Origin of the sequence: Allobosea sp. Root483D1 (assembly GCF_001429505.1) — a bacterium.
GTDB lineage: Bacteria > Pseudomonadota > Alphaproteobacteria > Rhizobiales > Beijerinckiaceae > Allobosea.
In genome coordinates, this window is sequence record NZ_LMJW01000022.1 from 575,073 (window position 1) to 598,938 (window position 23,866).

23 protein-coding genes and 1 pseudogene are annotated in these 23,866 nt (G+C 67.7%); 10 read left to right on the forward strand and 14 right to left on the reverse strand.

The features are described 5' to 3' along the window. Window positions 1-330: 330 nt before the first annotated feature. The 3 genes from ASE66_RS25485 to ASE66_RS25495 all read right to left on the reverse strand — a co-directional run bounded on the left by ASE66_RS25485 (window position 331) and on the right by ASE66_RS25495 (window position 1,882). Window positions 331-777: a MerR family transcriptional regulator gene (locus ASE66_RS25485; protein ID WP_057192525.1), complete on the reverse strand. Its 447-nt coding sequence runs from the start codon at window positions 775-777 to the stop codon at window positions 331-333. Between the two features lie 117 nt (window positions 778-894). Then, window positions 895-1,539 carry a hypothetical protein gene (locus ASE66_RS25490; protein WP_057192526.1) on the reverse strand — a complete coding sequence of 215 codons (645 nt, stop codon included), beginning with the start codon at window positions 1,537-1,539 and terminating at the stop codon, window positions 895-897. A 58-nt stretch (window positions 1,540-1,597) separates the two neighbouring features. Next, window positions 1,598-1,882 (reverse strand): metal-sensing transcriptional repressor, encoded by a 285-nt coding sequence (locus ASE66_RS25495; RefSeq protein ID WP_057192527.1) that lies wholly within the window; start codon window positions 1,880-1,882, stop codon window positions 1,598-1,600. A gap of 113 nt (window positions 1,883-1,995) precedes the next feature. Here ASE66_RS25495 and ASE66_RS25500 point away from each other — a divergent pair, with 113 nt between their 5' ends. Then, window positions 1,996-2,550, forward strand: coding sequence for a GNAT family N-acetyltransferase (locus tag ASE66_RS25500; RefSeq protein ID WP_162262534.1), 555 nt, complete (start codon window positions 1,996-1,998; stop codon window positions 2,548-2,550). 138 nt (window positions 2,551-2,688) lie between these two features. Next, window positions 2,689-3,876: a nickel/cobalt efflux transporter gene (locus ASE66_RS25505; protein WP_057192529.1), complete on the forward strand. Its 1,188-nt coding sequence runs from the start codon at window positions 2,689-2,691 to the stop codon at window positions 3,874-3,876. A gap of 43 nt (window positions 3,877-3,919) precedes the next feature. Here the strand turns inward: ASE66_RS25505 and ASE66_RS25510 are convergent, their stop codons facing one another. The 8 genes and pseudogenes from ASE66_RS25510 to ASE66_RS34035 form a co-directional block, all read right to left on the reverse strand. Next, a complete protein-coding gene (locus ASE66_RS25510; RefSeq protein ID WP_057192530.1) occupies window positions 3,920-4,888 on the reverse strand; it encodes an ABC transporter ATP-binding protein in 969 nt (322 codons plus the stop codon). Further along, window positions 4,885-5,934, reverse strand: a complete 1,050-nt coding sequence (locus ASE66_RS25515; protein WP_057192531.1) for an ABC transporter ATP-binding protein — start codon at window positions 5,932-5,934, stop codon at window positions 4,885-4,887. Before ASE66_RS25515 ends, ASE66_RS25510 begins: the two co-directional genes overlap by 4 nt. Further along, window positions 5,931-6,806: an ABC transporter permease gene (locus tag ASE66_RS25520; RefSeq protein WP_057192532.1), complete on the reverse strand. Its 876-nt coding sequence runs from the start codon at window positions 6,804-6,806 to the stop codon at window positions 5,931-5,933. Before ASE66_RS25520 ends, ASE66_RS25515 begins: the two co-directional genes overlap by 4 nt. Next, a complete protein-coding gene (locus ASE66_RS25525) occupies window positions 6,796-7,740 on the reverse strand; it encodes an ABC transporter permease (protein WP_057192533.1) in 945 nt (314 codons plus the stop codon). The genes ASE66_RS25520 and ASE66_RS25525 overlap by 11 nt, the downstream gene beginning before the upstream one ends. A 74-nt stretch (window positions 7,741-7,814) precedes the next feature. Continuing rightward, on the reverse strand, window positions 7,815-9,311 hold the full coding sequence (locus tag ASE66_RS25530) for an ABC transporter substrate-binding protein (protein ID WP_057192534.1): 1,497 nt from the start codon (window positions 9,309-9,311) through the stop codon (window positions 7,815-7,817). A gap of 197 nt (window positions 9,312-9,508) precedes the next feature. After that, window positions 9,509-9,742: a heavy-metal-associated domain-containing protein gene (locus ASE66_RS25535; RefSeq protein ID WP_057192535.1), complete on the reverse strand. Its 234-nt coding sequence runs from the start codon at window positions 9,740-9,742 to the stop codon at window positions 9,509-9,511. Between the two features lie 91 nt (window positions 9,743-9,833). Continuing rightward, window positions 9,834-11,972, reverse strand: coding sequence for a heavy metal translocating P-type ATPase (locus tag ASE66_RS25540; protein ID WP_057192536.1), 2,139 nt, complete (start codon window positions 11,970-11,972; stop codon window positions 9,834-9,836). Window positions 11,973-12,455: 483 nt separating this feature from the next. Beyond that, window positions 12,456-12,623, reverse strand: a pseudogene (locus tag ASE66_RS34035) (heavy-metal-associated domain-containing protein); the annotation flags it as partial. Window positions 12,624-12,926: 303 nt separating this feature from the next. On the opposite strand from ASE66_RS34035, the gene ASE66_RS25550 reads away from it, so the two are divergent. From ASE66_RS25550 to ASE66_RS25580, 7 genes are all read left to right on the forward strand, one after another. Then, entirely contained in the window at window positions 12,927-13,646 is a 720-nt protein-coding gene (locus tag ASE66_RS25550; RefSeq protein WP_057192538.1) for a cupin domain-containing protein, read from the forward strand. A gap of 36 nt (window positions 13,647-13,682) precedes the next feature. Further along, window positions 13,683-14,543, forward strand: a complete 861-nt coding sequence (locus ASE66_RS25555; protein WP_057192539.1) for a GNAT family N-acetyltransferase — start codon at window positions 13,683-13,685, stop codon at window positions 14,541-14,543. Window positions 14,544-14,562: 19 nt separating this feature from the next. Continuing rightward, window positions 14,563-15,489 (forward strand): 2-hydroxyacid dehydrogenase, encoded by a 927-nt coding sequence (locus ASE66_RS25560; RefSeq protein WP_057192540.1) that lies wholly within the window; start codon window positions 14,563-14,565, stop codon window positions 15,487-15,489. Between the two features lie 12 nt (window positions 15,490-15,501). After that, window positions 15,502-16,971: an NAD-dependent succinate-semialdehyde dehydrogenase gene (locus ASE66_RS25565; protein WP_057192541.1), complete on the forward strand. Its 1,470-nt coding sequence runs from the start codon at window positions 15,502-15,504 to the stop codon at window positions 16,969-16,971. Window positions 16,972-17,117: 146 nt separating this feature from the next. Beyond that, window positions 17,118-17,552, forward strand: a complete 435-nt coding sequence (locus ASE66_RS25570; RefSeq protein WP_082613731.1) for a helix-turn-helix domain-containing protein — start codon at window positions 17,118-17,120, stop codon at window positions 17,550-17,552. Window positions 17,553-17,561: 9 nt separating this feature from the next. Continuing rightward, window positions 17,562-18,956 carry an aminotransferase class III-fold pyridoxal phosphate-dependent enzyme gene (locus ASE66_RS25575; RefSeq protein ID WP_057192542.1) on the forward strand — a complete coding sequence of 465 codons (1,395 nt, stop codon included), beginning with the start codon at window positions 17,562-17,564 and terminating at the stop codon, window positions 18,954-18,956. Between the two features lie 121 nt (window positions 18,957-19,077). Further along, window positions 19,078-19,566 carry an Lrp/AsnC family transcriptional regulator gene (locus ASE66_RS25580; RefSeq protein WP_057192543.1) on the forward strand — a complete coding sequence of 163 codons (489 nt, stop codon included), beginning with the start codon at window positions 19,078-19,080 and terminating at the stop codon, window positions 19,564-19,566. A 13-nt stretch (window positions 19,567-19,579) separates the two neighbouring features. Here the strand turns inward: ASE66_RS25580 and ASE66_RS25585 are convergent, their stop codons facing one another. Then, window positions 19,580-20,401 (reverse strand): GNAT family N-acetyltransferase, encoded by an 822-nt coding sequence (locus ASE66_RS25585; RefSeq protein ID WP_057192544.1) that lies wholly within the window; start codon window positions 20,399-20,401, stop codon window positions 19,580-19,582. A 231-nt stretch (window positions 20,402-20,632) separates the two neighbouring features. Between ASE66_RS25585 and ASE66_RS25590 the strand changes: the two genes are divergently transcribed. Then, window positions 20,633-21,910 (forward strand): NAD(P)/FAD-dependent oxidoreductase, encoded by a 1,278-nt coding sequence (locus ASE66_RS25590; RefSeq protein ID WP_057192545.1) that lies wholly within the window; start codon window positions 20,633-20,635, stop codon window positions 21,908-21,910. Between the two features lie 247 nt (window positions 21,911-22,157). Here ASE66_RS25590 and ASE66_RS25595 read toward each other — a convergent pair whose 3' ends face one another. Beyond that, window positions 22,158-22,943, reverse strand: a complete 786-nt coding sequence (locus tag ASE66_RS25595; RefSeq protein ID WP_057192546.1) for an ABC transporter permease — start codon at window positions 22,941-22,943, stop codon at window positions 22,158-22,160. Beyond that, window positions 22,940-23,809: an ABC transporter permease gene (locus ASE66_RS25600; protein WP_057192547.1), complete on the reverse strand. Its 870-nt coding sequence runs from the start codon at window positions 23,807-23,809 to the stop codon at window positions 22,940-22,942. The genes ASE66_RS25595 and ASE66_RS25600 overlap by 4 nt, the downstream gene beginning before the upstream one ends. Between the last annotated feature and the right edge of the window lie 57 nt (window positions 23,810-23,866).

A 23,866-nucleotide genomic window follows, 5' to 3' on the forward strand; every position in this document is an offset into this window, starting at 1 on the left:
CGAAATGGCCGATAGATGTCGATAGTCCACAGAATTTTTTCTGGCCGACCGTTGCTAAAAGCTTAGTAAAATCAATAGGCTAGCTTTTTGGCGGCTTCGCTCGCGGTACCTGACGCTAAAATAAAAAATTTCTATAATAAAATCAAATATTTATGCCAATAAAAATAGTAGAGTGGGAATGAACCACGCGACCGCGACGATGGTCGGGCGTCTTGCCGTGCACGGCAAGACCAAAGGGGGAGGCAGCGTGAATCCCGTTTCCGACGCCATTCCTTGCCCGGACCACAAGAACCAGCGACGTGTCGATCGAGCGCTGGGGGTCGGTAGACGTTATCTCTCCCCGATGCCGCCTGCGCGGGTGTGATCGTGCTGGCACAGATCGTGGTCGGCCAGGACCTCGATCACGCGGCAATCGCAGATGCGACCGTGCTGGCCCTCGTGGACCATGCGCTGCAATTCGCCGCGCAACGCCTGGAGCTGGCCGATGCGCTGCTCGATCTGGCCGAGATGGCGCTTGGCGATCCCGTGGACGCTCTCGCATGAGGACTGCGGCTCGTCGTACAGGGCGAGCAGGGCTCGGATGTCGTCGATCTCGAATCCGAGCTCGCGGGAGTGGCGAATGAAGCGCAGCCGCTTGACGTCGTCGCCGCTGTAGTAGCGGCGGTTGCTGCTCGTGCGTCTCGGCTCCTTCAGCAGGCCGATCTGCTCGTAGAAGCGGATCGTCGGGACCTTGACGCCGGCTCCCTGGGACAGTTCGCCGATAGGCAGTTCATCCATGGCCACCTCCCACAAAATCGCGGCAAGGCCGGAGCCAGGCCGCATCTCAGTTGCTTCGCCGGCTTGGCGCAACACCGGAAGAAGGGCGCCGCGGGGCCGGTACGCATGTGCGAGGACTCAGGCCGGGACGATCGGAATGCTGCGAACCTGCTCGCCCGTCGCGCCCTTCAGCGTGAGCCGCGCAACGGTCGCATCCTTGATCTTGCCCCCGACGATCAGTGTTTCGCCGGTCAGGCCGGTCTCGGTCACCAGATTTCGGATCTGGTAGTCCTCGGCTCGCGGTCCCACGGCCTGTGCGATGACGGTTGCTGGTCCGGGCGCAGTCGTCGGCTTGCCGTCACGCAGGAAGGCGAGCTGCCAGCGTGTCGGATCGATCCAGTTCAATTCGATGTCGAGACCGTCGTCGAAGCGCGCGAGCGCGCCGCCGTTCGGTCCCGGCATCGGGGCGATGGCTCCGGCTCCGGGCAGCAGCGATTCACGCGTGTGGAAATGGTCGCCATGGAGGACGCGCACCCGCGCCCGGTAGGCGCCGGCGACGTGGCCGCTCGCCTGGACGCGCGAGCCGTCGCTGCCGGCCGAGATGGCGAGCGGATGGATGCGGCCCGAGGTGTCGATCGCATCGACTTCGACCTCGGCGAGCGGCGGCGCCTTGTAGTCGGCCACTCCGCCTTCGCTGAAGACGAGCTCCCAGGCATTGGTGCCGACGGTGACGATGTCGACCATCTGGCCGTGGCCCATATGGATCGAGGCAGGCTGCGACATGGGTGCTCTCCGCTGCGGTCTTGAGGCCGGGGGCAGCCCGCCGGCCCGGGGGGCGCCGTCAGAGGAACTTGGCGACGGCCTTGAATTCCTTGAGCAGTTCGCGGGCATCGGCCGGAATGTGACCGGCGGCCTCCTCGAGGCAATGGTCGATATGTTCCTGGATCAGGATCTTGCGGGCATTGGCGATGGCGCTCTCGACCGCCTGGAGCTGCTGGGCGATTTCCAGGCAGGAGCGGACATTGACGACCATCTCGATGGTCGAGCGCAGATGACCCTCGGCCCGCTTCAGCCGCGTGATGATCTCGGGATGGCGCTGGTGATGGATATGCTCGTGCGGTTCCATATTTTTGACTTGATCCTATCCTGGGGGAGGGGATATACCATCCGTGATCAGCCGGCAAGATGGATCTGGCCGGTGACGTCGAGCAGTCTTTGCCGGCTGCGGAAATGAGACAGATGTCCGAGCCCCGCCCCATGCTCGCACTCGAGCGGCTGCCCGACCAGCCGGATGCCCGGCACGCCGAGGCGCGGGCGTTCTGCCTGGCCGTGATCAAGGAATTCTACAGCGCCGACTATCGGCCGGACTGGCATGCCGATCTCGACTCGCTGACCGAGGAGCCGGCGCGCTCCTGGTATAGTTCGGTCAATCGCGGTGCGTTCTTGGTCGTCAGGGATGCAGGCGGCACCATTGCCGCGACCGCCGGCCTCTACCACCTCGGCTGGAAGCCCAATCTCGCCGCGTACCTTGCGGCGCACTATCCGCAGCCCGATCAGGTGCCGCAACTGGTGCGGGTCTATGTCCGCGCCGACCAGCGCGGCCGGCAGATCGGCCGCTGGCTCAACGAGGCCGCCGAGAGCGAGGCACACCGCCTCGGCTACGACACGCTCTATCTGCACGCCAGCGCCGACGCGCCGGCGACGCTCGGCTTCTGGCGCGGCCGCGGCTATGCCGAGATCGCCGAGCGCGAGGCCTATATCCATTTCGACAAATCCTTGTCGAATTCCCCCTGACCGGGCCTGCGCCGGCAGGAGTCCGCGCGCCGCCTTCGGTCAGGACAAGCGAGGATCGGGCACCGCCATCCTCGGCCGACGGCCCCATTGCGGGCGGGCGCGGCGATGTGGGTGCCCGGCCGAACTGTCGGGACCAACATGACCTCGTTCACGGAGCTGCTCCAGCAAGGCGTCGCCAACGCCTGGTTTTTCATCCCCACCGCCATCCTGCTCGGCGCGCTGCACGGGCTCGAGCCCGGCCACTCCAAGACGATGATGGCGGCCTTCATCGTCGCGGTGCGCGGCACCGTCTTTCAGGCCGTGCTGCTCGGCCTCGCCGCGACGTTCTCGCACACGGCGATCGTCTGGGCGATCGCGCTCGGCGGCATGTACCTGTTCAAGGGGCTCGACCCCGAAACGACCGAACCCTATTTCCAGCTTGTCTCCGCCGTCATCATCATCGCCATCGCCGCCTGGATGTTCCACCGGACCTGGCGTGACCAGCAGGAGGCCAAGCGCTATGCCCGCGAGGTCGAGGCGTACGAGAAGAACCGAGAGAAGGCGGGGCTGAGCCATCGCGTCGATACCGGTCACGGCTTCATGGCGCTCGAGGTCACGCCGGAAAAGCCCGCTAACTTCCGCCTGACCGTGATCAGCGGCGACCAGTGGCAGGGCGAGTATGTGACGCTGACCACCGAGCGCCCCGACGGCAGCACCCAGCGCTTCACCTTCCTAGACCGCGACGGCTACATGGAATCGGCCGAGAAGGTGGCCGAGCCCTATGATTTCATGGTGCGGCTCAGCCTCGACCATGGCGACCACGAGCACGGCTATGATGTCTCCTTCGTGCAAGGCAGCGCGGGCGGAGACCCGTCGCACCGGCCGCAGAAGGGCCTCGAGCTCGCCAATGACGGCTATATGGACGCCCATGCGCTGTCGCATGCCAACGACATCCGTAAGCGCTTCGTCGGCCGCAACGTCACCACCTGGCAGATCGTGCTGTTCGGCCTCACCGGTGGGCTGATTCCCTGTCCGGCGGCGATCACCGTGCTGCTGCTCTGCATCCAGCTGCGCGAATTCTCGCTGGGGGCTGTGCTGGTGCTCTGTTTCTCGATCGGGCTGGCGATCACCCTGGTTACGGTCGGCGCGATAGCGGCGATCGGCGTGCGCCAGGCGACGAAGCGTGTCGGCTGGCTCTCGACCGCGGCTGCGAAGGCGCCCTATTTCTCCAGCGCGCTGATCATCCTGGTCGGGCTCTATACCGGCTGGCACGGCTGGAGCGGCCTGCAGGCGCAGCAGGGCAAGCCTGCGGCTGCCGTTATAACGACTGTACCGAGCGCGGGCTGAGTGTCGCGGCCCGGAGCGCTTCGGCGTTCCGGGTGCCGACTTTTCAGGCGAAATGGCAGCGGGCTGCGTGCGCCGCTGTCGGATCGAAGGCGGGACGGCTCCGCGCGCAGAGCGCCTCGGCCTGCGGGCAGCGGCCATGGAAGCGGCAGCCCGAAGGCGGATTGAGCGGGCTCGGCGGCTCGCCCCGGAGCCCGGCGCCGGCCGCCGAGAGATCCGGGTTGTCGAGCATCGAGGCGGCGATCAGGGCGCGCGTATAGGGGTGGCGCGGATTGGCGAAGAGCTCGGCCGCCGGGGCGAGCTCGACGATCTCGCCGAGATACATCACGGCGATGCGGTCGCAGAGCTCGCGCACGACGCGCAGGTCGTGCGAGATCATCAGCAGCGTCAGCCCGAAGCGGTGCTTGAGATCGATCAGCAGGTTGAGGACCTGCGAGCGCAAGGAGGCGTCGAGCGCCGAGGTCGGCTCGTCGCAGACGAGCAGCTCGGGCTTCAGGATCAGGGCGCGCGCGATCACGACGCGCTGGAGCTGGCCGCCCGAGCATTCGCGCGGCAAGCGGTCGTAGAAACTCTGGTCCAGCCCGACCTCGCGCAGCATGTCGAGGACGATGGCCTGGCGCTGGCCGCGGTCGCCGATGCCGTGGGCACGGAGCGGCGCTTCCAGGCTCTCGCCCAGCCGCATGCGCGGATCGAGCGCGCCGAAGGGGTCCTGGAAGACGAGCTGGACCTTGCGGCGCAGCGCCTGCAGATCGGCGCCGGCGAGCCCGCCGATCTCAGTCCCGCCGATCCGGATCAGGCCGCTATCGGCGCGGTCCATCCGCACCAGCAGCCGCGCCACCGTGCTCTTGCCGCAACCGGATTCACCGACGAGGCCGAGCACCTCGCCCTTCGCGATCGAGAGCGAGACGTGATCGACCGAGTGCACCCTGCGGCCGCGGGTCAGCCACCCCGGGGCCGGGTAGGTCTTCACCATGTCACGGGCGTCGAGGAAGGCGGCAGCGGGTTGCGGGCTCATTGCTGCACCTCCTCGGATTCCGGCTTCACTGCCCAGCAGCGTGCCTTGTGCGAGCCGTGACAGCAGGCGAGCGCCGGCTCGTTGCTGCAGCAGTCGTGGTTGTGCGGGCTCTGGGCCGCGATGGCGCAACGCGGCTGGAAGCGGCAGCCATGCGAGAGCTCGCGCGCCGAGATCGCGCTGCCCGGCAACGCCACCAGCCGGCCGCCGGCATCGCGCTTCAGCAGCGAGCACTCGATGAGGGCGCGGGTGTAGGGGTGGCGCGGAGCCGAAAGGATTGCGCGCGCCGGCCCCTCCTCGATGACGCGGCCGGCATACATCACCGCCACCCTGTCGGCCAAGGCGGCGACGATGCCGAGATCGTGCGAGATCAGTAGCAGCGACATGCGCCGGCGCCGGCACTGCTCGTGCAGCAGGCGCAGGATCTGGGCCTGGACGGTTACGTCGAGCGCCGTGGTCGGTTCGTCGGCGATGAGCAGGTCCGGATCGGCGCTGAGCGCCGCGGCGATCATCACGCGCTGCGCCATGCCGCCCGAGAAGGCATAGGGGAAATCGCGGACCCTCGCCTCGGGCGCCGGGATGCCGACCTCGCGGAAGAGCTCGACGACCCTCGCCCCAGCCGCCTCGCGCGACAGGCCGCGATGCTGGCGCAGGCTTTCGGCGACCTGGTCGCCGACGCGGCAGGTCGGATCGAGCATGGCCTGCGGTTGCTGGAAGATCATGCCGATGCGGTTGCCGCGCAAGCCGTCGAGGGCGCGCGGCCCCATCGCCAGCACGTCCGCGCCGTCGAAACGGATGCGCCCCCTGGTGATCTCGGCCGCACGCGGCAGCAACCGCGTCGCCGACAGCGCGGTCAGGCTCTTGCCGGAGCCGGATTCACCGACCAGCGCGACGATCTCGCTGCGGCGGATCTCGAGGTTCATGCCCTCGATCACCGGCGCGGCACGGCCGGGCGAGCCGATCGCGACATGCAGGTCTTCGATCGCCAGCAAGGGCTCGGCCGGCGCTGCGGCAGAGCGGCGCTCGGCGAGCGAGACGACGACGCTCATCGTTTGCTCCCCGTCTGCGAGAGCCCTTGGCCGATCCAGGTCACTGAGAGCGCGGTCAGGAAGATCGCCAGCCCCGGGCAGACGACCAGCAGCGGCGCCCGCTCGATATAGGGCTGCGCCTCCGCCATCATCGCCGCCCAGTCGGCATGGGGCGGCTGGATGCCGAGGCCGATATAGGAGAGGCCGCCTACGGTGATCATCTTGTGGCCGAAGCGCAGGAAGGCCATCGCCGAGATCGGGCCGATGGCGTTGGGGATGATGTGGCGCAGGATGATGAAGCGGCGCGAGCAGCCGAGAATCTCGGCGGCGCGGATATACGGCTTGGCGTTGATCTCGATGGCGAGCCCGCGGGCCAGGCGGGCGAAGGGGGTCCAGCCGACGATGGTCAGCGCCAGGATCAGCGTGCCGTAGCCGGGGCCAAGGAGCGCGACCAGGAAGATCGCCACCACCACCTCGGGGAAGGAAATCAGCAGGTCGACCGAGCGCATCGCGATCTCGTCGACGAGGCCGCCCTTGCGGGCGCTGATCACGCCGATCAGCGTGCCGAGGACGACCGACAGGGTCAGCGTCACCGCGGCGATGACGACGGCGAAGCGGCCGCCGACGAGGAGGCGGCTGAGCACGTCGCGGCCAAGATGGTCGGTGCCGAGCCAGTGTGCCTCGCTCGGCGGCTTCAGGCGGCGGATCAGCGCCTGCACCGTCGGGTCGTAAGGCGCGAGAGTGGGGCCGAGGCAGAGCACCACGGCTACCAGGACGAGCAGCAGCGCGCCGGCGACGAGCGTCCAGTGCGGACGGGCGAAGCGCGGGCGGCGCGCTGTCCCCCGCGAGCGGGAAGGCAAGGCTGCGTCCGGTAGGGCTGCTTCAAGCGCCATGGCTGTGCCTCAGGGCCGGATTGATGGTGAGATAGGCGAGATCGACCAGCGTGTTGATCACGACGGCGAGTGCGACGATGGCGACGAAGCCGGCCTGGAGGACGGGGATATCCTTGTTGATCACCGCCTCGTAGATCAGCCGGCCCATGCCCGGGATCGCGAAGATGACCTCGACCACGACGGAGCCGCCGAGCAGGCCCGCGAGCCAGAGGGCGAACAGGGTGATCACCGGCATGGCGCCGTTGCGCAGGCCGTGGCGCATCACCGTCTGGGCCATGCCGAGGCCGCGACTGCGGGCAGCGGTGATATAGGGCGCGTCGAGCACGTCGATCATCGCGGCCCGGATGATGCGGGTGAAATAGGCCATCGGCCGCAGCGCCAGCACCAGCGCCGGCAGGACGAGCGAGGCCGGACTGTCCCACCCCGCCGAGGGCAGCCATCCCAGCCAGAGGGCGAAGACCAGGATGGCCATCGGCGCCATCCAGTATTCGGGGATCGCGATGAGCGTCTGGGTCAGCAGCGTCGAAGCTGTGTCGGCGCGTCCGCCGGGACGCATCGCCGCCATCGTCCCGAGGGGGGCCGAGACCAGGAGAGCGACCAGCAGGGCCGTCAGCGCCAGCGTGATCGAGACGAGGAGCGCACCGCCGAGCATGTCCGCGACCGGCGCGCGGCGGACGAAGGACAGGCCGAAATCGCCGCGCAGCGCATCGCCGAGCCAGGCGAGGTACTGGATCGCGACCGGCCGGTCGAGACCGAGCTGGCGGCGCATCGCCTCGAGGGTGGCGAGGTCGACATTCGGGTCGGCGATGCGGGCGCGCAGCACCAGGAGGGCGGGGTCGCCCTCGCCGATATAGGGGATCAGGAAGGCGACGATGGAAACCATCAGCAGCGTCAGCAGCAGGACGGTGCCGCGGCGGAGAGCGAAGTGCCACATCGACTGGGCTCCCTTGCGTTGCGTCCGCCGGGCACCGCCGCGAGGACGGCGCTCGGCGTCGGTATTTTCCGGCGTCAGTCGAGGGCGAGGTCCTTGGTCAGGGTGTACTGATAGAGCGGGTGGATGTGGTAGTTCCTGACCTTGGTCTTGTAGCCGTCATTGCCGGCCTCGTGGATGACGAAGACATTGACCGCCTTCGACTGCAAATGCTGCGCCAGTTCGGCGTAGACGGCATAGCGCTTCCCTGCGTCCGCCTCGGAGGTGGCGGCCGCAAGCCTGGCGTCGAAATCCTTGTCGCAATGCTGCGACAGGTTGAAGCCGCCGCCGCAGCCATAGTCGGACTGGAGGTAACCTGCGGGATCGGCGACGTCGACCAGATGGCTGCGAGAGATCAGCGCCACGTCGTAGCGCCCGGCAATCATGTCCGGTTCCAGAGCCTTGTATTCGGCCAGGCGGATGCGGGCATTGATGCCGACGGCCTTGAACTGATCCTGCAGGATCGCGGCGAGATCCTTGAACTCGACCTTCTCACTATAGGCCATGATCTCGAGTTCGAGGCTGCCCGGCTTGATGCCGGCCTCGGCGAGCAGCGCCTGCGCCTTTTTGACGTCGTGGGCAGCGGGCTTTGCCGCCTTCTTGACCCAGGGCTCGTGCGGTGCGAACGGGCCGATCCCGGGCTGTACCGAGCCTTCGTAGACACTGGCGGCGATACCTTCGAGGTCGAGCGCCGCCTGCAGGGCCTGGCGGACCTTCTCGTTGTCGAATGGGGCCTTCTTGGTGTTGATCAGCAGCGTCGTGGTGCGCGGGGTCGCGAGCGTCGCCACCTTGATGCCGGAGGTCCGCTTCAGCGTGGCCAGCGTCGAGGCCGGCACCGCGCCGGCGATATCCGTCTCGCCGGTGCGCAGCTGCGTGGCGCGGACATTGGCGTCCGGGATGAACTTGATCTCGGCCTCGGCGAGCGCGACCTTGCCGCCCCAATAGCCGTCGTTCCGCTTCAGGCTCAGGCTCTGCTGGCCGTTGACGCGGGTGATGACGAAGGGGCCGGTGCAGGTGCCGACCGGATCGATCTTGCCGTCCTTGTAGGCGGCCGGCGACAGGATGCCGGCATTGGCGGCGGCGAGCCGGAGCGGGGTCAGAACCGAGGGGGAGGGCGTCGTGACCCGAATTGTGTCCTCGCCGACCACCTCGACCGACTTGATCACACGCGGCGAGAAGGCGCGGGCCGGCGTTGGAACCTTGAGCACGGCGTTGAGCGAGGCGGCTGCAGCGGCGGCGGTGAGCGGCTTGCCATCCTGGAAGGTCACGCCCTTGCGCAGCTTGAAGTCCCAGGCGTCAGGCCCGGCCTGCGTCCAGCTCTCGGCGAGTGAGGGCTGCAATTTGCCGTCGAAGTCGATCCGGGTCAGCGGCTCGAGACAGCCGGCCTTGGACAGGACGTTGGCGTCGTCGGTCTCGAGCGCGAAGCCGGCACGCGGTGGAAAGTTCTCGGCGATGGTGATCTTGCCACCTTGGGCGAGGGCGGCCGCAGGCCAGGCCGCGGCGCAGGCGAAAGCCAGGATGAGCGTCTTATGCATGGTTCAAACCCCTCCTCTGAAGGCCTTCCGGCTCGTCGCCTCGTCTCTGACGGACGTTTCGACTGCGAGACCGGACAGGCTCCATTTGATTGTTACGTTATAACAAAAGCTCCTGAGGCTCTACATGGTGGCGTATCGGCGCGCCACCTTCAGATCGTCGTTTCCGTCCCGGGCTCACATGATCGGGCCCGGCCGGCTCAGGCCGGCGTATAGCCCGCTTGGCTGATCAGTTGCGCGGCAGCGGAGCGGTCTCTCGTTCCGGAGATCGCGACGAGGCGGGCTGCCGGGTCCGCTGTCACGACTGCGCCAGGCAGGCCACGCTCGAGCGCGGACTTCACGGTGCCGGCGCAATGGCCGCAGGTCATGTCCTCGACCTTGAAGGTGAGGGTCGCATCGATCGGCTCGGCGGTATGCGTCTGGCAGGTGCACATGGCAGGGCTCCGTTTAGGCAGGGCTTGCAAGGTTCTGCGGCTTCCTATCGTGGCAAGGTCAAGAGGCCTTCTTGCCGTGGCCGGCGATGCCTCAGGCGGAGGCGATCGCCTCTCTCCCGCGCTCGGCGGTGCCGCCGGTTGCGCGGTCGCCGTCGCGGAAAAAGCCGAGCAGGCGCAGTGCGTTGAGCGTGACGAGGACAGTCGCGCCGGTGTCGGCGAGGATGGCGAGCCAGAGCCCGGTCGTGCCGGTCACCGTCGTCACCAGGAAGACCAGTTTCAGCCCGAGCGCGATCGCGATGTTCTGCCGGATATTGGCCATGGTTCCACGCGAAAGCCGGACGAGCTTGCCGACATCGGCGACCCGGCTCTTCAGCAGCGCCGCGTCGGCGGCTTCGAGCGCGACGTCGGTGCCCGAACCCATGGCGATGCCGACATGGGCGGCGGCGAGTGCCGGCGCATCGTTGATGCCGTCGCCGACCATCGCGACCGGGCCTTGCGCTGCGAGCTTGCGCACCGCCTCGACCTTGGCCTCCGGCATCATCTCGGCCTGGACGTCGATGCCGAGGTCGCGGGCGATGGCCGCACCGGTCCGGCGATTGTCGCCGGTCAGCATGATCGGGGTGATACCCAGGCTCCGCAATTCGGCGACGGCGGCGCGGGCATCGGCACGCGGTTCGTCGCGCAGGGCGATCAGGCCGACGGCCTGCGCCTCCTTCTGCACGACGACGACGGTCTTGCCCTGCTCTTCGAGGGTAGAGATCTGCCGGGAGACGGCCTCCTCCAATGCCCCGCGCTCGGCGGCGAAGCGCGGCGCGCCGATGAAGATGCGGGCACCGGCCACGGCGCCTTCCATGCCCTTGCCGGCGACGGCGCGCACCGCGCTGGCGGCGAGCTTGGGCGCATGGTCGTCATCGGCGCGCTCGGCGATGGCGCGGGCGAGGGGATGGCTGGATTCACGCTCGATTGCGGCGGCGAGAGCGAGCAGGGCGTGGGCATCTCCCTCCAGCGGCACGATGTCGGTGACGACCGGCCGGCCCCAGGTCAGGGTGCCGGTCTTGTCGAAGGCGACGGCGCGGATGCGGCCGAGTTCCTCGATGATAGCCCCGCCCTTGACCAGGATGCCGTGCCGCGCGGCGGTCGACAGGCTGGAGGCGATTGCGGCCGGCACGGAGATGACGAGGGCGCAAGGGCAGCCGATCAGCAGCAGGGTCAATCCACGATAGATCCAGATCGACCAGTCGCCGCCGGCGACGAGCGGCGGCAGCACCGCCACCAGCACCGAGAGCCCGACGATGGCCGGCATGTAGACCCGTGAGAAACGGTCGATGAAGCGCTCGGTCGGCGCTTTTGCGTCCTGCGCCTCTTCCACCAGGGTGACGATGCGGGCGATGGTGTTGTCCTCGGCCGCCTTCTCGACGCGGACGCGCAGCGCCGCCTCCTGGTTGATCGAGCCGGCGAAGATCGGCGCGCCCGGCTCCTTGGCCTTGGGAACGGATTCACCGGTGATCGGCGATTCATCGACGCCGGAATGGCCGTCGATGACGGTGCCGTCCGCCGGCACGCGGTCGCCCGGCCGCACCAGCACGGTCTGTCCGATGCGCAGCGCCTCGGCCTGCACCTCGCGGACGGTGCCGCCCTCGTCGAGCCAGGCGGTCTTGGGCACGAGCGCGGCGAGCGCCCTGATGCCGGAGCGGGCCTTGTTGGCGGCGATGCCTTCGAGCACTTCGCCGACTGCGAACAGGAAGACGACGACGGCCGCTTCCTCGATCGCTCCGATGAAGAGCGCGCCGGTAGCGGCGATCGTCATCAGCATCTCGATGGTGAACGGCGCCCCGGCTCGGGCGGCGGCGATGGCGCGCCGCGTGATCGGCGCGATCGCGAGCAGCGTCGCGGCGACGAAGAACCAGAAGGAGGCCGCCGGCACCAGTTCGCCGGCGATGAAGGCCACGCCCAGCAGCGCGCCCGCGGTGATCGCGACGCGCGCCTTGTTGGTCTGCCACCAGCGCTTCGGCACTTCGGCGGCGCGGGCAATCGCGGTGACAGTGCCTTGCTGCAGCTCCGGCTTGTAGCCGAGCTTGGCGATCTGTGCGGTGATGGCGTCGGAGCTGGTGCCGCCGGGAGCGAGCTTGAGCGACAGCGTCTCGTTGGTGACGGAGACGGCGATGTCCTGCACGCCAGGCAGGCGTTCAAGCGCGGTGCGGATGGTGCCGGCGCAACTGCCGCAATCCATGCCGCCGACCTTCCAGCTCAGGCGATCGGGATCGGTTGCGTGAGCAGCGACAGTCGCCGCATGGCCGTGGCCATGAGGCCCGTGGTCATGACCGTCGTGACTGCAGGCGGCATGGTCGTGATCATGGCCGCAGCCGGCGTGATCATGCGCATGGGCGGCCTGGTCGTTCGTCTTGCCGTGACCTTGGCCATGACCGTGATCGTGATGATCATGGTTGCAGCCGGAGTGGTCGTCAGCATGACTGGCATGGTCAGCATGACTGGCATGGTCCTGGCCGTGCGCGCCATGGTCGTGCCCGTGCCCTTTACCGTGGTCGTGGCCGTGATCATGGCCGCATCCGCAGGCATCGGCGGGCTCGGCTTGCACCGGCTTCGCTTGTACGGGCTGTGTTCCCTCGCCCTTCTGGCTGAGCAGGGTCGGGCCGAAGCCGAGCTTGCGGACGCGTTCCTCGACCTGCTCGCGGCTGGTGGCCTGGCCGGCGAGGGCGAGTGTCAGGCGCTCGCGCGGCACCGAGACCGCGACGTCACTGACGCCGGGCAGGTTCTCGAGCGCTTTGCTCAGCGTCGCGGCGCAACTGCCGCAATCCATGCCCTCGACCTTCCAGGTCAGGGTTTGGCGGGTGTCGGAAGCGGCGGTCGTGGCCGAAGGCATGGTGGTCTCCTCATGCTGTCCGAGGGACGCTAATTGCTCTAGCCACTAGAGGAGCAAGAGGCTTTTTAAACTTTTTTGAGATGGCGGGCGGGCTCGCGACCGCGAGGCGGTCTGGCCATAGGACGGTGCAAGCAGAGCCGATGATCATGAAGCGTCTGCCCCGGGCAGCATTCACACCCTGTTCGAGCACATGCGGCTGGAGGCGCTCTTTCCGATGCCGGCATGTCGCCCCGAGAATTTCCTCCAATCCCCCGGACGTAGACTGTCCTAGCTCAGCTCACTGCCATGCGAGGTGAGCCATCCATGTCGACCTTTCCGATCGTAATTGCCGACCCGGCCGACAACTTCGGCACGGGGCGCGCCGCAACGCTGCCGGCCGGGGACGATCCGTTCGCGGCTGGCCGGGAGGTCATCTGGAGCGGGGCGCAGAATCTGGCTGTGGGGAGCGTTGTGTTTTCCGACGTGTTGGAAAGCGCGGCCTTTCCTTACACGGAGATTGTCGTCGTCAGGGCAGGGCGCCTGGAGCTGACTGTCGAGGGCGGCAGCAGGCGCGTGATCCAGGCTGGTCAGAGCATCGTGATCGCGCGTGGCACGGCCGTACGGTTCGACGCAGCGCCCGGGACCTGGTGGGCGTTCTGTGCCAGCACTGGCACGACGTCCGCAGCGCCGGGCGTGACAGAGCTGCCGGCGGATGCGCCACTCTCGCCCTCGTCTCCACCTCCAGCCAATCTTCTCGAAGGGCCGGTGCCGCAATGCCGGAGCTTCAACGCCTTCACCGACGAAGCGTCGCGCGTGCGGGCCGGCATCTGGGATTCGACGCCGTATCGACGCATCCTGCGTCCGCAGCCGGTCAACGAGCTGATGCACATCCTCGCCGGCAGCGTCACGCTGACCGGGGAGGACGGGCGGCCGGTCCGGGTCGGGACGGGCGAGACCATCTTCGTCCCCTATGGCACGCTTTGCGCCTGGGACAGCGACGAGCACGTCGCCAAGATCTACGTCGTCCAGGAGGTCGGCGAATGAGCGCCGCAGGTCCTGTCGCTCTTGCCGGATCGATCAATGGCTGAGATCGATGCTCCGGAAGCGCTGACGCTGCGCGCGATCGGCATCGACGATGCCCTGTCCTGCGCGGAGCTGTCGCGGCGCGTCGGCTGGCCCCATCGCCGCGAAGACTGGGAATTCGTGATCGGGCTCGGTCACGGCGTCGTCGGCGTGCGGGACGGCAAGCTCGTCGCCACGGCCCTGTGGTGGCCCTATGGCAAAAGTCACGCCACGCTGGGGATGATCATCGTCGCGCCCGAGGCGCAGGGGGCGGGGATCGGCAAGGGCCTGATGCAGGCCCTGCTTGCGCAGGCCGGTGAGCGCTCGCTGATGCTCAACGCCACCGTCGCGGGCGAGCCGCTCTATGCCCGCCTCGGCTTCAGGCCTTGCGGCGGCGTGCGCCAGCACCATGGGCACGTGCTCGCCGTCGCTGCGCCGAAACTCGGTGCGAGCGAGCGGCTGCGCCCGGCCAGCACGGCCGATCTTTCCGTGCTCGAACGGCTCGATCAGGCGGCGACCGGGCTGGAGCGTAAGCGGACCCTGGCCGCGTTGCTGGGATGTGGCGAATGTCTGGTGCTGGAGCGAGCCGGCCAGCCCGTCGGCTTCAGCATCCTGCGCGCCTTCGGTCGTGGCCATGTGATCGGTCCGGTCGTGGCGGATAGCGAGGCGGATGCGCCTACGCTGATCGCTTGCTGGCTGCATGGCCGGGCAGGGCAGTTCATGCGGGTCGATCTGCAGCTCGGCTCCGGACTGGGCGATTGGCTTGTGCAGCATGGCCTTGCGCCAGCCGGGGACGTTACCGCAATGGTGCGCGGCGATCTGCCGGCCGCCCCTGGCCCGGCGCGCCTCCACGCCCTGATCAACCAGGCGCTCGGCTGATGCCCACGAGGTCGACACGATGACGCTGCTGTTGAAGTCTGACGCTGAACGCGGGGAAGAATGGACACGGCTTCTGGCGAAGAAGGCGCCGAAGCTGCCGTTCCGGATCTGGCCGGATATCGGTGATCCGGCCGAGGTCCGCTATCTCGCCGCCTGGATCCCGCCGGATGGCCTCTTCGAGCAATTGCCCAATCTCGAGCTGCTGATCTCGGTGGGGGCAGGCGTCGACCAGCTGAAACTGGCGGACATACCGAAGCATTTGCCGATCGTGCGGATGATCGAGCCCGGCCTCGTCGACAGCATGGTCGAATACGTCACCATGTCGGTGCTGGCGCTGCATCGCGACCTCGTGCCTTACATCGCAGCGCAGCGCGAACAGGCCTGGAAGCCGCTCCGGATCAGGCCGGCCAGCGAGCGCCGCGTCGGCGTGCTGGGCTTGGGCATGCTCGGCAAAGCTTGCGCGCTGAAGCTCGCCGAATTCGGTTTCGGGGTAGCTGGCTGGAGCCGTTCGCGGCACGAGGTCGCCGGCATCGCGACCTTCGCCGGGGATGACGAATTGCCGGCTTTCCTCGCTCGCAGCGACATCTTGATTTGCTTGTTGCCATTGACGGACGAGACGCGCGGCCTGCTCGGCGCCGAGCTCTTCGCCCGCCTGCCGCAGGGCGCGATGATCGTCAATGCCGGCCGGGGCGGTCATCTCGACCAGGGCGCCCTGCTGACGGCGCTGGACAGCGGCCAAGTCGCGGCGGCGGTGCTGGATGTGTGCGAGCCGGAGCCACTGCCATCCGGCCATCCGCTCTGGAACCACCCGGCTGTGCTGATCACCCCGCATATTGCTAGCCGCTCGCGCTCCGAGGCTTCGCTCGATGCGGTCATCGAGAACCTGCGGCGCCATCGGGCCGGCGAACCCCTGATCGGCCTGATCAATCGCGATCGCGGCTACTGAACGAGGTCTCCCATGTCGATTGTCGCTCTCGAAGACCGCGCGCTGTTCGTCGGCCGCGCCCTGATCGGCGGCGAGTGGGTAAGTGCCGCTTCAGGTGAGGAACTGCCGGTACACGATCCCGCGACCGGCATTGAGATCGGGACGATTCCGGCCTGCGGTGAGGCGGAGACCAATGCTGCCATCGCGGCCGCCCAAGCCGCGTTGCCGGCCTGGAAGGCGCGGCCGGCGGCCGAGCGGGCCGCCTTGCTGGAGCGCTGGCACGACCTAGTGCTGGAGCACCGCAATGATCTCGCCCGGATCATGACGGCCGAGCAGGGCAAACCGCTGGCCGAGGCGGAGGGCGAAGTTCTCTACGGAGCGGGCTTCATCAAATGGTTCGCCGAGGAGGCGCGTCGCGTCTATGGCAGCACCGTGCCGGCGCCGACCGCCGACCGCCGCATCCTCGTGCTGAAGGAGCCCGTCGGCGTTTCCGCCGCGATCACGCCGTGGAACTTCCCCACTGCGATGATCACCCGCAAATGCGCGCCGGCGCTGGCCGCCGGTTGCCCGATCGTGGTGAAACCCTCGGAGCTGACGCCCTATTCGGCGCTGGCGCTCGGTGTGCTGGCGCAGCGTGCCGGTTTCCCGCCCGGCGTCGTCAACATCGTCACGGGCCTGCCCCAAGGGGTCGGCGCGGCCCTGACGCAGAACCCCCTGGTGCGCAAGCTCTCCTTCACCGGCTCGACCCGGATCGGTGCGCTGCTGATGCGGCAATGTTCCGACACGTTGAAGCGATTGAGCCTGGAACTCGGCGGCAATGCGCCCTTCATCGTGTTCGACGATGCCGACCTCGACGCCGCCGTCGCCGGCGCCATCGCCAGCAAGTTCCGCAATGCCGGCCAGACCTGCGTCTGCGCCAACCGCATCCTGGTGCAGGACGGCATCCACGACGCCTTCGCCGATCGCCTTGCCAAGGCGGTGGCGGCGATGCGGGTCGGCGACGGGCGGCAGGAAGGAGTCACCATCGGGCCGCTGATCAATGCGGCGGCGGTCGAGAAGGTCCATGCGCATCTCGACGATGCGCTCTCGCTCGGCGCGACACGGCTGGCCGGGGCGCAGGGTGAGGTCGACGGCACCCGCTTCGTGGTGCCGACGGTGCTGACCGGCGCGACCACGCGCATGCGCCTCGCCAATGAGGAGACCTTCGGCCCGGTGGCGCCGCTGTTCCGTTTCAAGCACGAGGACGAGGCGATCGAGATCGCCAACGGCACGCCCTATGGACTCGCCGCCTATTTCTATACCGAGAATCTCAAGCGCTCCTGGCGCGTCGGCGAGCGGCTCGAATTCGGCATGGTCGGTCTCAACACCGGCTCGGTCTCGATGGAAGTGGCGCCATTCGGCGGCATCAAGCAGTCCGGTATCGGCCGCGAAGGCGGCGCGACTGGCATCGAGGAATATCTCGAGCTGAAGAGCTTCCATATCGGCGGGCTGAAGTCCGCTTGACGAAGGTCGAAGCACGATCTGCCGATCGCGTGTCCGAATAGGGCAGGGGATATCAAAGCGATGCGCCAAAGCCGCCGCACAGTCCCGCCGACCGCTCCTAGCCTTCCTCATAGCGATATCGCTGTCAGCGGAGGACGAGGCGGTCCATGCTCCAGTCTGTTTCCAGCCCTGCCGCCCGAACGGTTGAGCCGGCGAGCCCCGGTATCCGGCGGGCGCTGGTCCATATCGAGCGGCATTTCACCGAGGCGCTCTATCTCGATGACCTCGCGGCCCTGGCCGGCCTCAGCGTCTGCCGCTTCGTCACTGTCTTCCGCCGCCAGGTCGGGCTGACGCCGCACCGTTTCGTCTGCCGAGAGCGCGTGCGCTATGCCCGGGCCCTGCTAGCCGACGGCTTGCCCGCCGCGCAGGCCGCGCTGGAGGCCGGCTTCTTCGACCAGAGCCACCTCTCGCGCCATTTCAAGAGCGTCTACGGCACGACCCCCGGCCGGTATCTGCGCGAGCAGGTGCCGTCGCGGACCGGCCGGGTCGCCTATCCGGCGCCCGCTGCCTTCTTCCCTGTTTCGAATCCCCGTCCCGTTTGAGGTCCTGCCATGAGCGTCAACTCCCTCGAAGCCCTCGACCGCCGCCATTGGGTCCATCCGGTCGCCAACTGGGCTGGCCACGAGAAGCGCGGCGTCACCGTGATGAGGTCGGCCAAGGGCGCCTTCATCACCGATGCCGACGGCCACGAGCTGATCGACGGCTTTGCCGGGCTATGGTGCGTCAATGTCGGCTACGGCCATGACAGCATCGTCGAGGCGGCGGCCCGCCAGATGCGCGAGCTGCCTTACGCCACCGGTTATTTCAGCTTCGGCAGCGAGCCGACGATCCGGCTCGCCGCCAAGCTCGCCGAGCTCACTCCCGGTGACCTCGACCACATCTATTTTTCGCTGGGCGGCTCGGACGCGGTCGACAGCGCGCTTCGGCTGATCCGCTTCTACTACAACGTCACCGGCCGGCCGCAGAAGAAGCGGATCATCTCGCTGGAGCGCGGCTATCACGGCTCGAGCTCGACGGGCGCGGGCGTCACGGCGCTGCCGGCCTTCCATGCCGGTTTCGACCTACCGGCGGAAGGCCAGCACTACATCGCCTCGCCCTATCCCTACCGCAATCCGACCGGAAGCGGTGACGCGGCGGTGATCGCTGCGAGCGTCGCCGCGTTGCGGGCCAAGGTCGAGGAACTCGGCGCCGACAACGTCGCGGCCTTCTTCTGCGAGCCGGTCCAGGGCTCGGGCGGCGTCGTCGTCCCGCCCAGGGGGTGGCTCAAGGCGATGCGGGAGACGGCCGCCGAGCTCGATATCCTCTTCGTGGCCGACGAGGTTATCACCGGCTTCGGCCGCACCGGCCCGATGTTCGCCTGCGAGGCCGAAGGCGTCGTGCCTGACATGATGACCATGGCCAAGGGGCTGACCTCGGGCTACGCGCCGCTCGGCGCGCTCGCCATCGGCGAGAAGGTCTATCGCGCCATCGCGGACAACGCCCCGGCCGGCGGGCCGATCGGCCATGGCTACACCTACTCCGGCCATCCGGTCAGCGCCGCCGTGGCGCTCGAGGTGCTGCGGCTTTACGAGGAGGGCGGCATCCTCGCCAACGGCCAGCGCGTCGGGGCGTATTTCGAGGAGCGCCTGGCAACGCTCGCCGACCATCCGCTCGTCGGCGAGGTCAGGGCACGCGGCCTGCTCGCCGGCGTCGAGCTCGTGGCTGACAAGGCGACGAAGCAGAAGCTGCCGCGCGAGGCGAAGCTGCCGGACCACCTCTTCGCGCGCGGCTACGCCAACGGCGTCATCTTCCGCGCCTTCGCCGACGACATCATCGGCCTCGCGCCGCCGTTGTGCTGCAGCGAGGCGGAGATCGACCTGATCGTCACGCGGCTGCGCAAGACGCTCGACGAGGTCATGGCACTGCCGGAGGTGGCAGCGAGCCTGGCGACGGCGAAGGCGGCTTGAGATTTGCTTGTTCTGCCAAGCCCCTTCCTTGTCGGAAGGGCGCGACAGCCTTTAGGGTGGCGCTGCCGTGCGGTGTCCGCCGCCCGGCTGCGTAGGGCGGCTCTGGCGTGAGGCTTTCGTCGTGACACCGGGCGTGCGGCTCGACCGCATCGACATGAAGATCCTGATCGCGCTGCAGAACAATGGCAGGGTGACGAACGTCACCTTGGCCGATGCGGTGGGCCTGTCGCCAAGCCCATGCCTGCTGCGGGTCAAGCGGCTCGAGCAGGCCGGCTTCATCTCGGGCTATGGTGCGACCATCAACCTGCAGAAGCTCGGCGAGACGATCACCGTCTTCACCGAGATCACTCTGGCAGACCACACCAAGGAATATTTCATCCGCTTCGAGACGGCGCTCAGGCGCGTCGACGAGGTTATGGAGTGCCATATGGTCAGTGGCGGCTATGACTATCTCGTCAAATTCGTCACGCGCGGGCTGACGCATTATCAGTCGCTGATCGAGACGCTGCTCGACCGCAATATCGGCATCTCCAAATATTTCAGCTACGTCGTGATCAAGTCGCCGATCCAGAAGCCGGGCTATCCGCTACCGGTGCTGTTCGACATTTGAATGCCGTTTGAGCTCAGCCCAGCGCCTGGGTGACCAACCCGAAGGTCCGCGCCTGGCCGCGCGGGCCGTGATTGCGGCCCCTGACCATCGTGGTGACGGTATCGACGGCGGTCATGCCGCAGTCTTCGAGGAAGCCGCCGAACTTGCCCTGTTCCTCGGCCGTGTCGACACGCAGGAACTGGCCGTCATGGGCAAGCACATGCGGCCGCACGAGCGCGATCGCCGCCTCGTCGCTCTCGGCGACGACAGGGCCGACGACATGGCCGCGGCCGAAGCGGCGGCAGAGGGCGAAGCCGACCGGCGCGCCGTCCCGCTCGACCACCGTCCCGGTTGCAAGCTTCATCAGCGCGGCGATGACATGCGAGCGGTCGGCGCCGTAGGCATCGGCATCGAGCTGCGCGATCGCGTCGCCATCCGCAGCGGTCGCAGGGCGGACTGTGAATTCGTCAGGCGTAGTGCCGGCCGGCGCCTGGACGCGGCCCTGGTGCTGGAAGATCCGGCCGATCGGCTGGAACTCGAGCGAGCGGTAGAGCCGGTAGCCGGCTTTGGTCGCATTGAGCCTGAGGTCACGGTCTCCCGCCTGCTCGAAGATCGTGTCCATCAGCCGCCGCCCGGCGCCCTGCATCTGCAGGCGCGGCGAGGTGATGACCATGCCGATCGTGGCGAAATGCGGCCCGTAGGGCCACCACATCGCCGAGGCGAGAGCCCGGTCGATCGCGTCGCAGACGACGAGGCCATGCCCGACCTCCAGCACGAAGCGCCAGTCCTCCGGCCGATGCGGCCAGCTGACGCCGACGGAGAGCTGGTGCGCCTGGGAGATATCCGCTTCTGTCATCGGCCTGATGGTCAGCTCGTAATCGAGCCGACGCCGAGCCGTTCCATGAGCCACAGTTGCAGGCCTCGTTCCTCGAAATGCCCGGCGACTATAGGCAGGCGCCGGGCTGCGGAGAACTGCAAAATTGTCCAATAACCTGCCCGGCAAGGCGGTATTCTCGACGGTCGGAGCCGGCCTGCCCGGCGAAGGGCGCCCATGTCGCCCTGCCCGGAGCGCTGAGACGGTAATCCCATGAAGCTCGAACCCTACTGGCTCGCGACGTCGCCGCGTTTCACCGCCGGCGCCAAAGGCCCACTCGCCGGCAAAGTCGATGTCGCCATCGTCGGCGGTGGCTTCACCGGCCTGTCGGCAGCGCTCGCTTTGGCGAAGTCAGGCGCGAGCGTCGCCGTGCTGGAGGCCGGGCGTGTGATCGGCGAGGCATCCGGCCGCAATGGCGGGCATTGCAACAACGGTGTCGCGCATGATCTCGGGAGCCTTGCCGCCAGCCTCGGCGAGGAGAGGGCGGTCGCGCTCTACCGGGCCTTCGACAGCGCCGTCGACACCGTCGAGGCGCTGGTCGCGCGCGAGGCGATCGATTGCGATTTCATCCGCACAGGCAAGATCAAGCTCGCGGCCAAGCCGGAGCATTTCGCCAAGCTGGAGAAGAGCGCCGCCCTATTGCAGCGCACGGTCGAGCCGAACCTGGTCGTGGTGCCGCCGCGGGAGACGCGCCGCGAGATCGGCTCGGACGGCTTCTTCGGCGGCCTCGTCTACCCGCGCAGCGCCCATATGCATATGGGCCGCTTCGGCGTCGGCTTGGCCGAGGCGGCGGCGCGAAACGGCGCGGCGATCCATGAGAACGCGGCGGTGACCGGGCTCGAGCGACTGAACGGTTACGCTCATCGCGTCGTCACGAGCCGCGGCACGCTGGAGGCGGGGCAGGTGTTGCTCGCGACCGGCGCCTCGCGCCAGGGGCCTTTCGCCTGGCTGAGGCGGCGGATCGTGCCGGTCGGCAGCTTCATCATCGCCACCGAGCCGCTCTCGCCAGAGCAGGCGGCTGCGATCATGCCGACGCGGCGGACGGCGACCACGACGAAGAACATCGGCAACTATTTCCGGCTCACCCCCGACAACCGGCTGATCTTCGGCGGGCGTGCGCGCTTTGCGCTGTCGAGCCCGGCCTCGGACGCCAAGAGCGGCGCGATCCTGCGGGCGCGCATGCTGGAGCTCTTCCCCGAGCTTTCCGGTACGCGCATCGACTATTGCTGGGGCGGGCTCGTCGACATGACGGCCGACCGGCTGCCCCGCGCCGGCGAGCGCGACGGCGTCTTCCATGCGCTCGGCTATAGCGGCCACGGCACCCAGATGTCGGTGCATATGGGGCAGGCCATGGCGAGGGTGATGGGCGGCGAGACGAAGGCGAATCCCTTCGCCGGCTTGGACTGGCCGGCAGTGCCCGGCCATTTCGGCCCGCCCTGGTTCCTGCCCTTCGTCGGGATGTATTACCGCTACCAGGACTGGCGGCATTGAGAGCCGGTCTCGCTCATGCTCACTGCTTCGGCAGGAATGACCGCCGAGACACGCGCGGGGAACCCCTCTCCCGGATGGGAGAGGGGCAGGGGTGAGGGACCGCCGCTGATTGTTGAAGTGCGACGGCCCCGCTGCGCCTTCTACGGTTAGGGCAGGCCCTCATCCCTACCCTTCTCCCACTCGGGAGAAGGGTTCCCCGCGCACTTCGTTCACGCGATGCTTCAGGCAACAGAGAACATGCGCGTCTCTACGCCTCCTTCTTCTGTCCACTCATGGCGAGCAGGACGAGCAGGAAGGAGGCCGCCGTTAGCAAGGTCGAGATCGAGGCGATGGTCGGATCGATCTCGTCGCGCAGCGCGGTGAACATGCGCTTGGTCAGGGTCTGGTACTGACCGCCGGAGACGAAGAGCGCGATGATCGTCTCGTCGATCGCCGAGATGAAGGCGAAGACGGCGCCAGCGAAGACGCTGGCCTTGATCTGCGGCAGGGTCACCGTCAGGAACGCGCGCAGGCGGTTCATGCCGAGGCTGCGCGCCACCATCTCCTGCGTCTTGTCGAAGCTCTGCAGCCCGGCGACGACCGAGGTGATGACATAGGGCAGGCCGAGCATGACATTGGCCAGCACCAGCCCGGTCAGCGTCTGGATCAGGCCGAGCTTGGCGTAGACGAAGAAGATGCCGATCGCGACGATGATGATCGGCACGATCAGCGGCAGCATCAGCACCATGTGCAAAGAGCGCATCAGCCGGTTCTGGGCGTTGCTGATCGCATAGGCGGCGGCGGTGCCGAGCGGCGTCGCGATCAGCACCGTCAGCACGCCGAGCATGAGGCTCATCCGCGTGCCCTGCATCCAGTTCGGATTGCCGAAATACTCTTGGTACCAGCGCAAAGAGAGCGCCGGCGGCGGGAAGGTCAGGAAGCGTGTGCTCGAGAACGACATCGGCACGATGATCAGCACCGGCAGCATCAGGTAGATCAGGATCAGCCCGACGAGGAGGCCGAAGGCGAGGCGGGGCAGGAGGGTGGTTTTCATTTCTGGCCCAGCATCTTGTCGAGCGGGATGATGCGGCCGACGGCCGCGAAGATCGCCAGCACGCAGATAAGCAGCACGACGCCGACGGCGCTGGCCGCGCCCCACTGGTTGTAGAGCTCGACATTCCGGCTCACGACCATCGAGATCATGATCGTGCGGCCGCCGCCGAGCAGCTCGGGCGTGATGTAGAAGCCGAGGGTCAGCACGAAGACCAAGGTGAGCCCGGCGACGACGCCCGGCAACGACAGCGGCAGGAAGATGCGCCGGAAGCTGTAGAGCGGGCCGCCGCCGAGGCTGGCGCCGGCGAGCATCAGCTCGCGCGGGATCTTCTGCATGGTCGAGTAGAGCGGCAGCACCATGAACGGCAGGAGGATGTGGACCGTGGCGATGACAGTGCCGAGCTCGTTGTGCACCATTGCCAAGGGCTCGGTGATCAGCCCGAAGCGTTCGAGCAGCTGGTTGGCGACGCCGGTGCGCTGCAGCAGCACGAGCCAGGCATAGGCGCGCACCAGAACGCTGGTCCAGAATGGCAGCATCACGCAGGCCAGGATCAGCACGTTCCACGGCCGCTTGGCATGGGCTGCCGCATAGGCCACCGGGTAGCCGAGGAGCAGGGTGAGGAGCGTCACCATCAAGGCGATGCGGAAGGTCAGCGCAAAGCTGCGCCAGTAGACCTCCTCGGTGAAGATGCGGCGGTAATGCTCCAGCGTGAAGCCGTTGTCGTAGATCGACTGTGCCGCCAGCCAGCCGACCGGGATCACCACCAGCGCGGCGATCACAAGCACGGCCGGCGCCGCGAGCAGCGTCATCAGCGCCTGCTCGCGGCGCTGATGACGGAGGGATGGGTCGATCGTGCTGGTGCTCATCTCGTCACCTTGGTCATGGCCGGAGCCTCACCCGTCATGCTCGGGCTTGACCCGAGC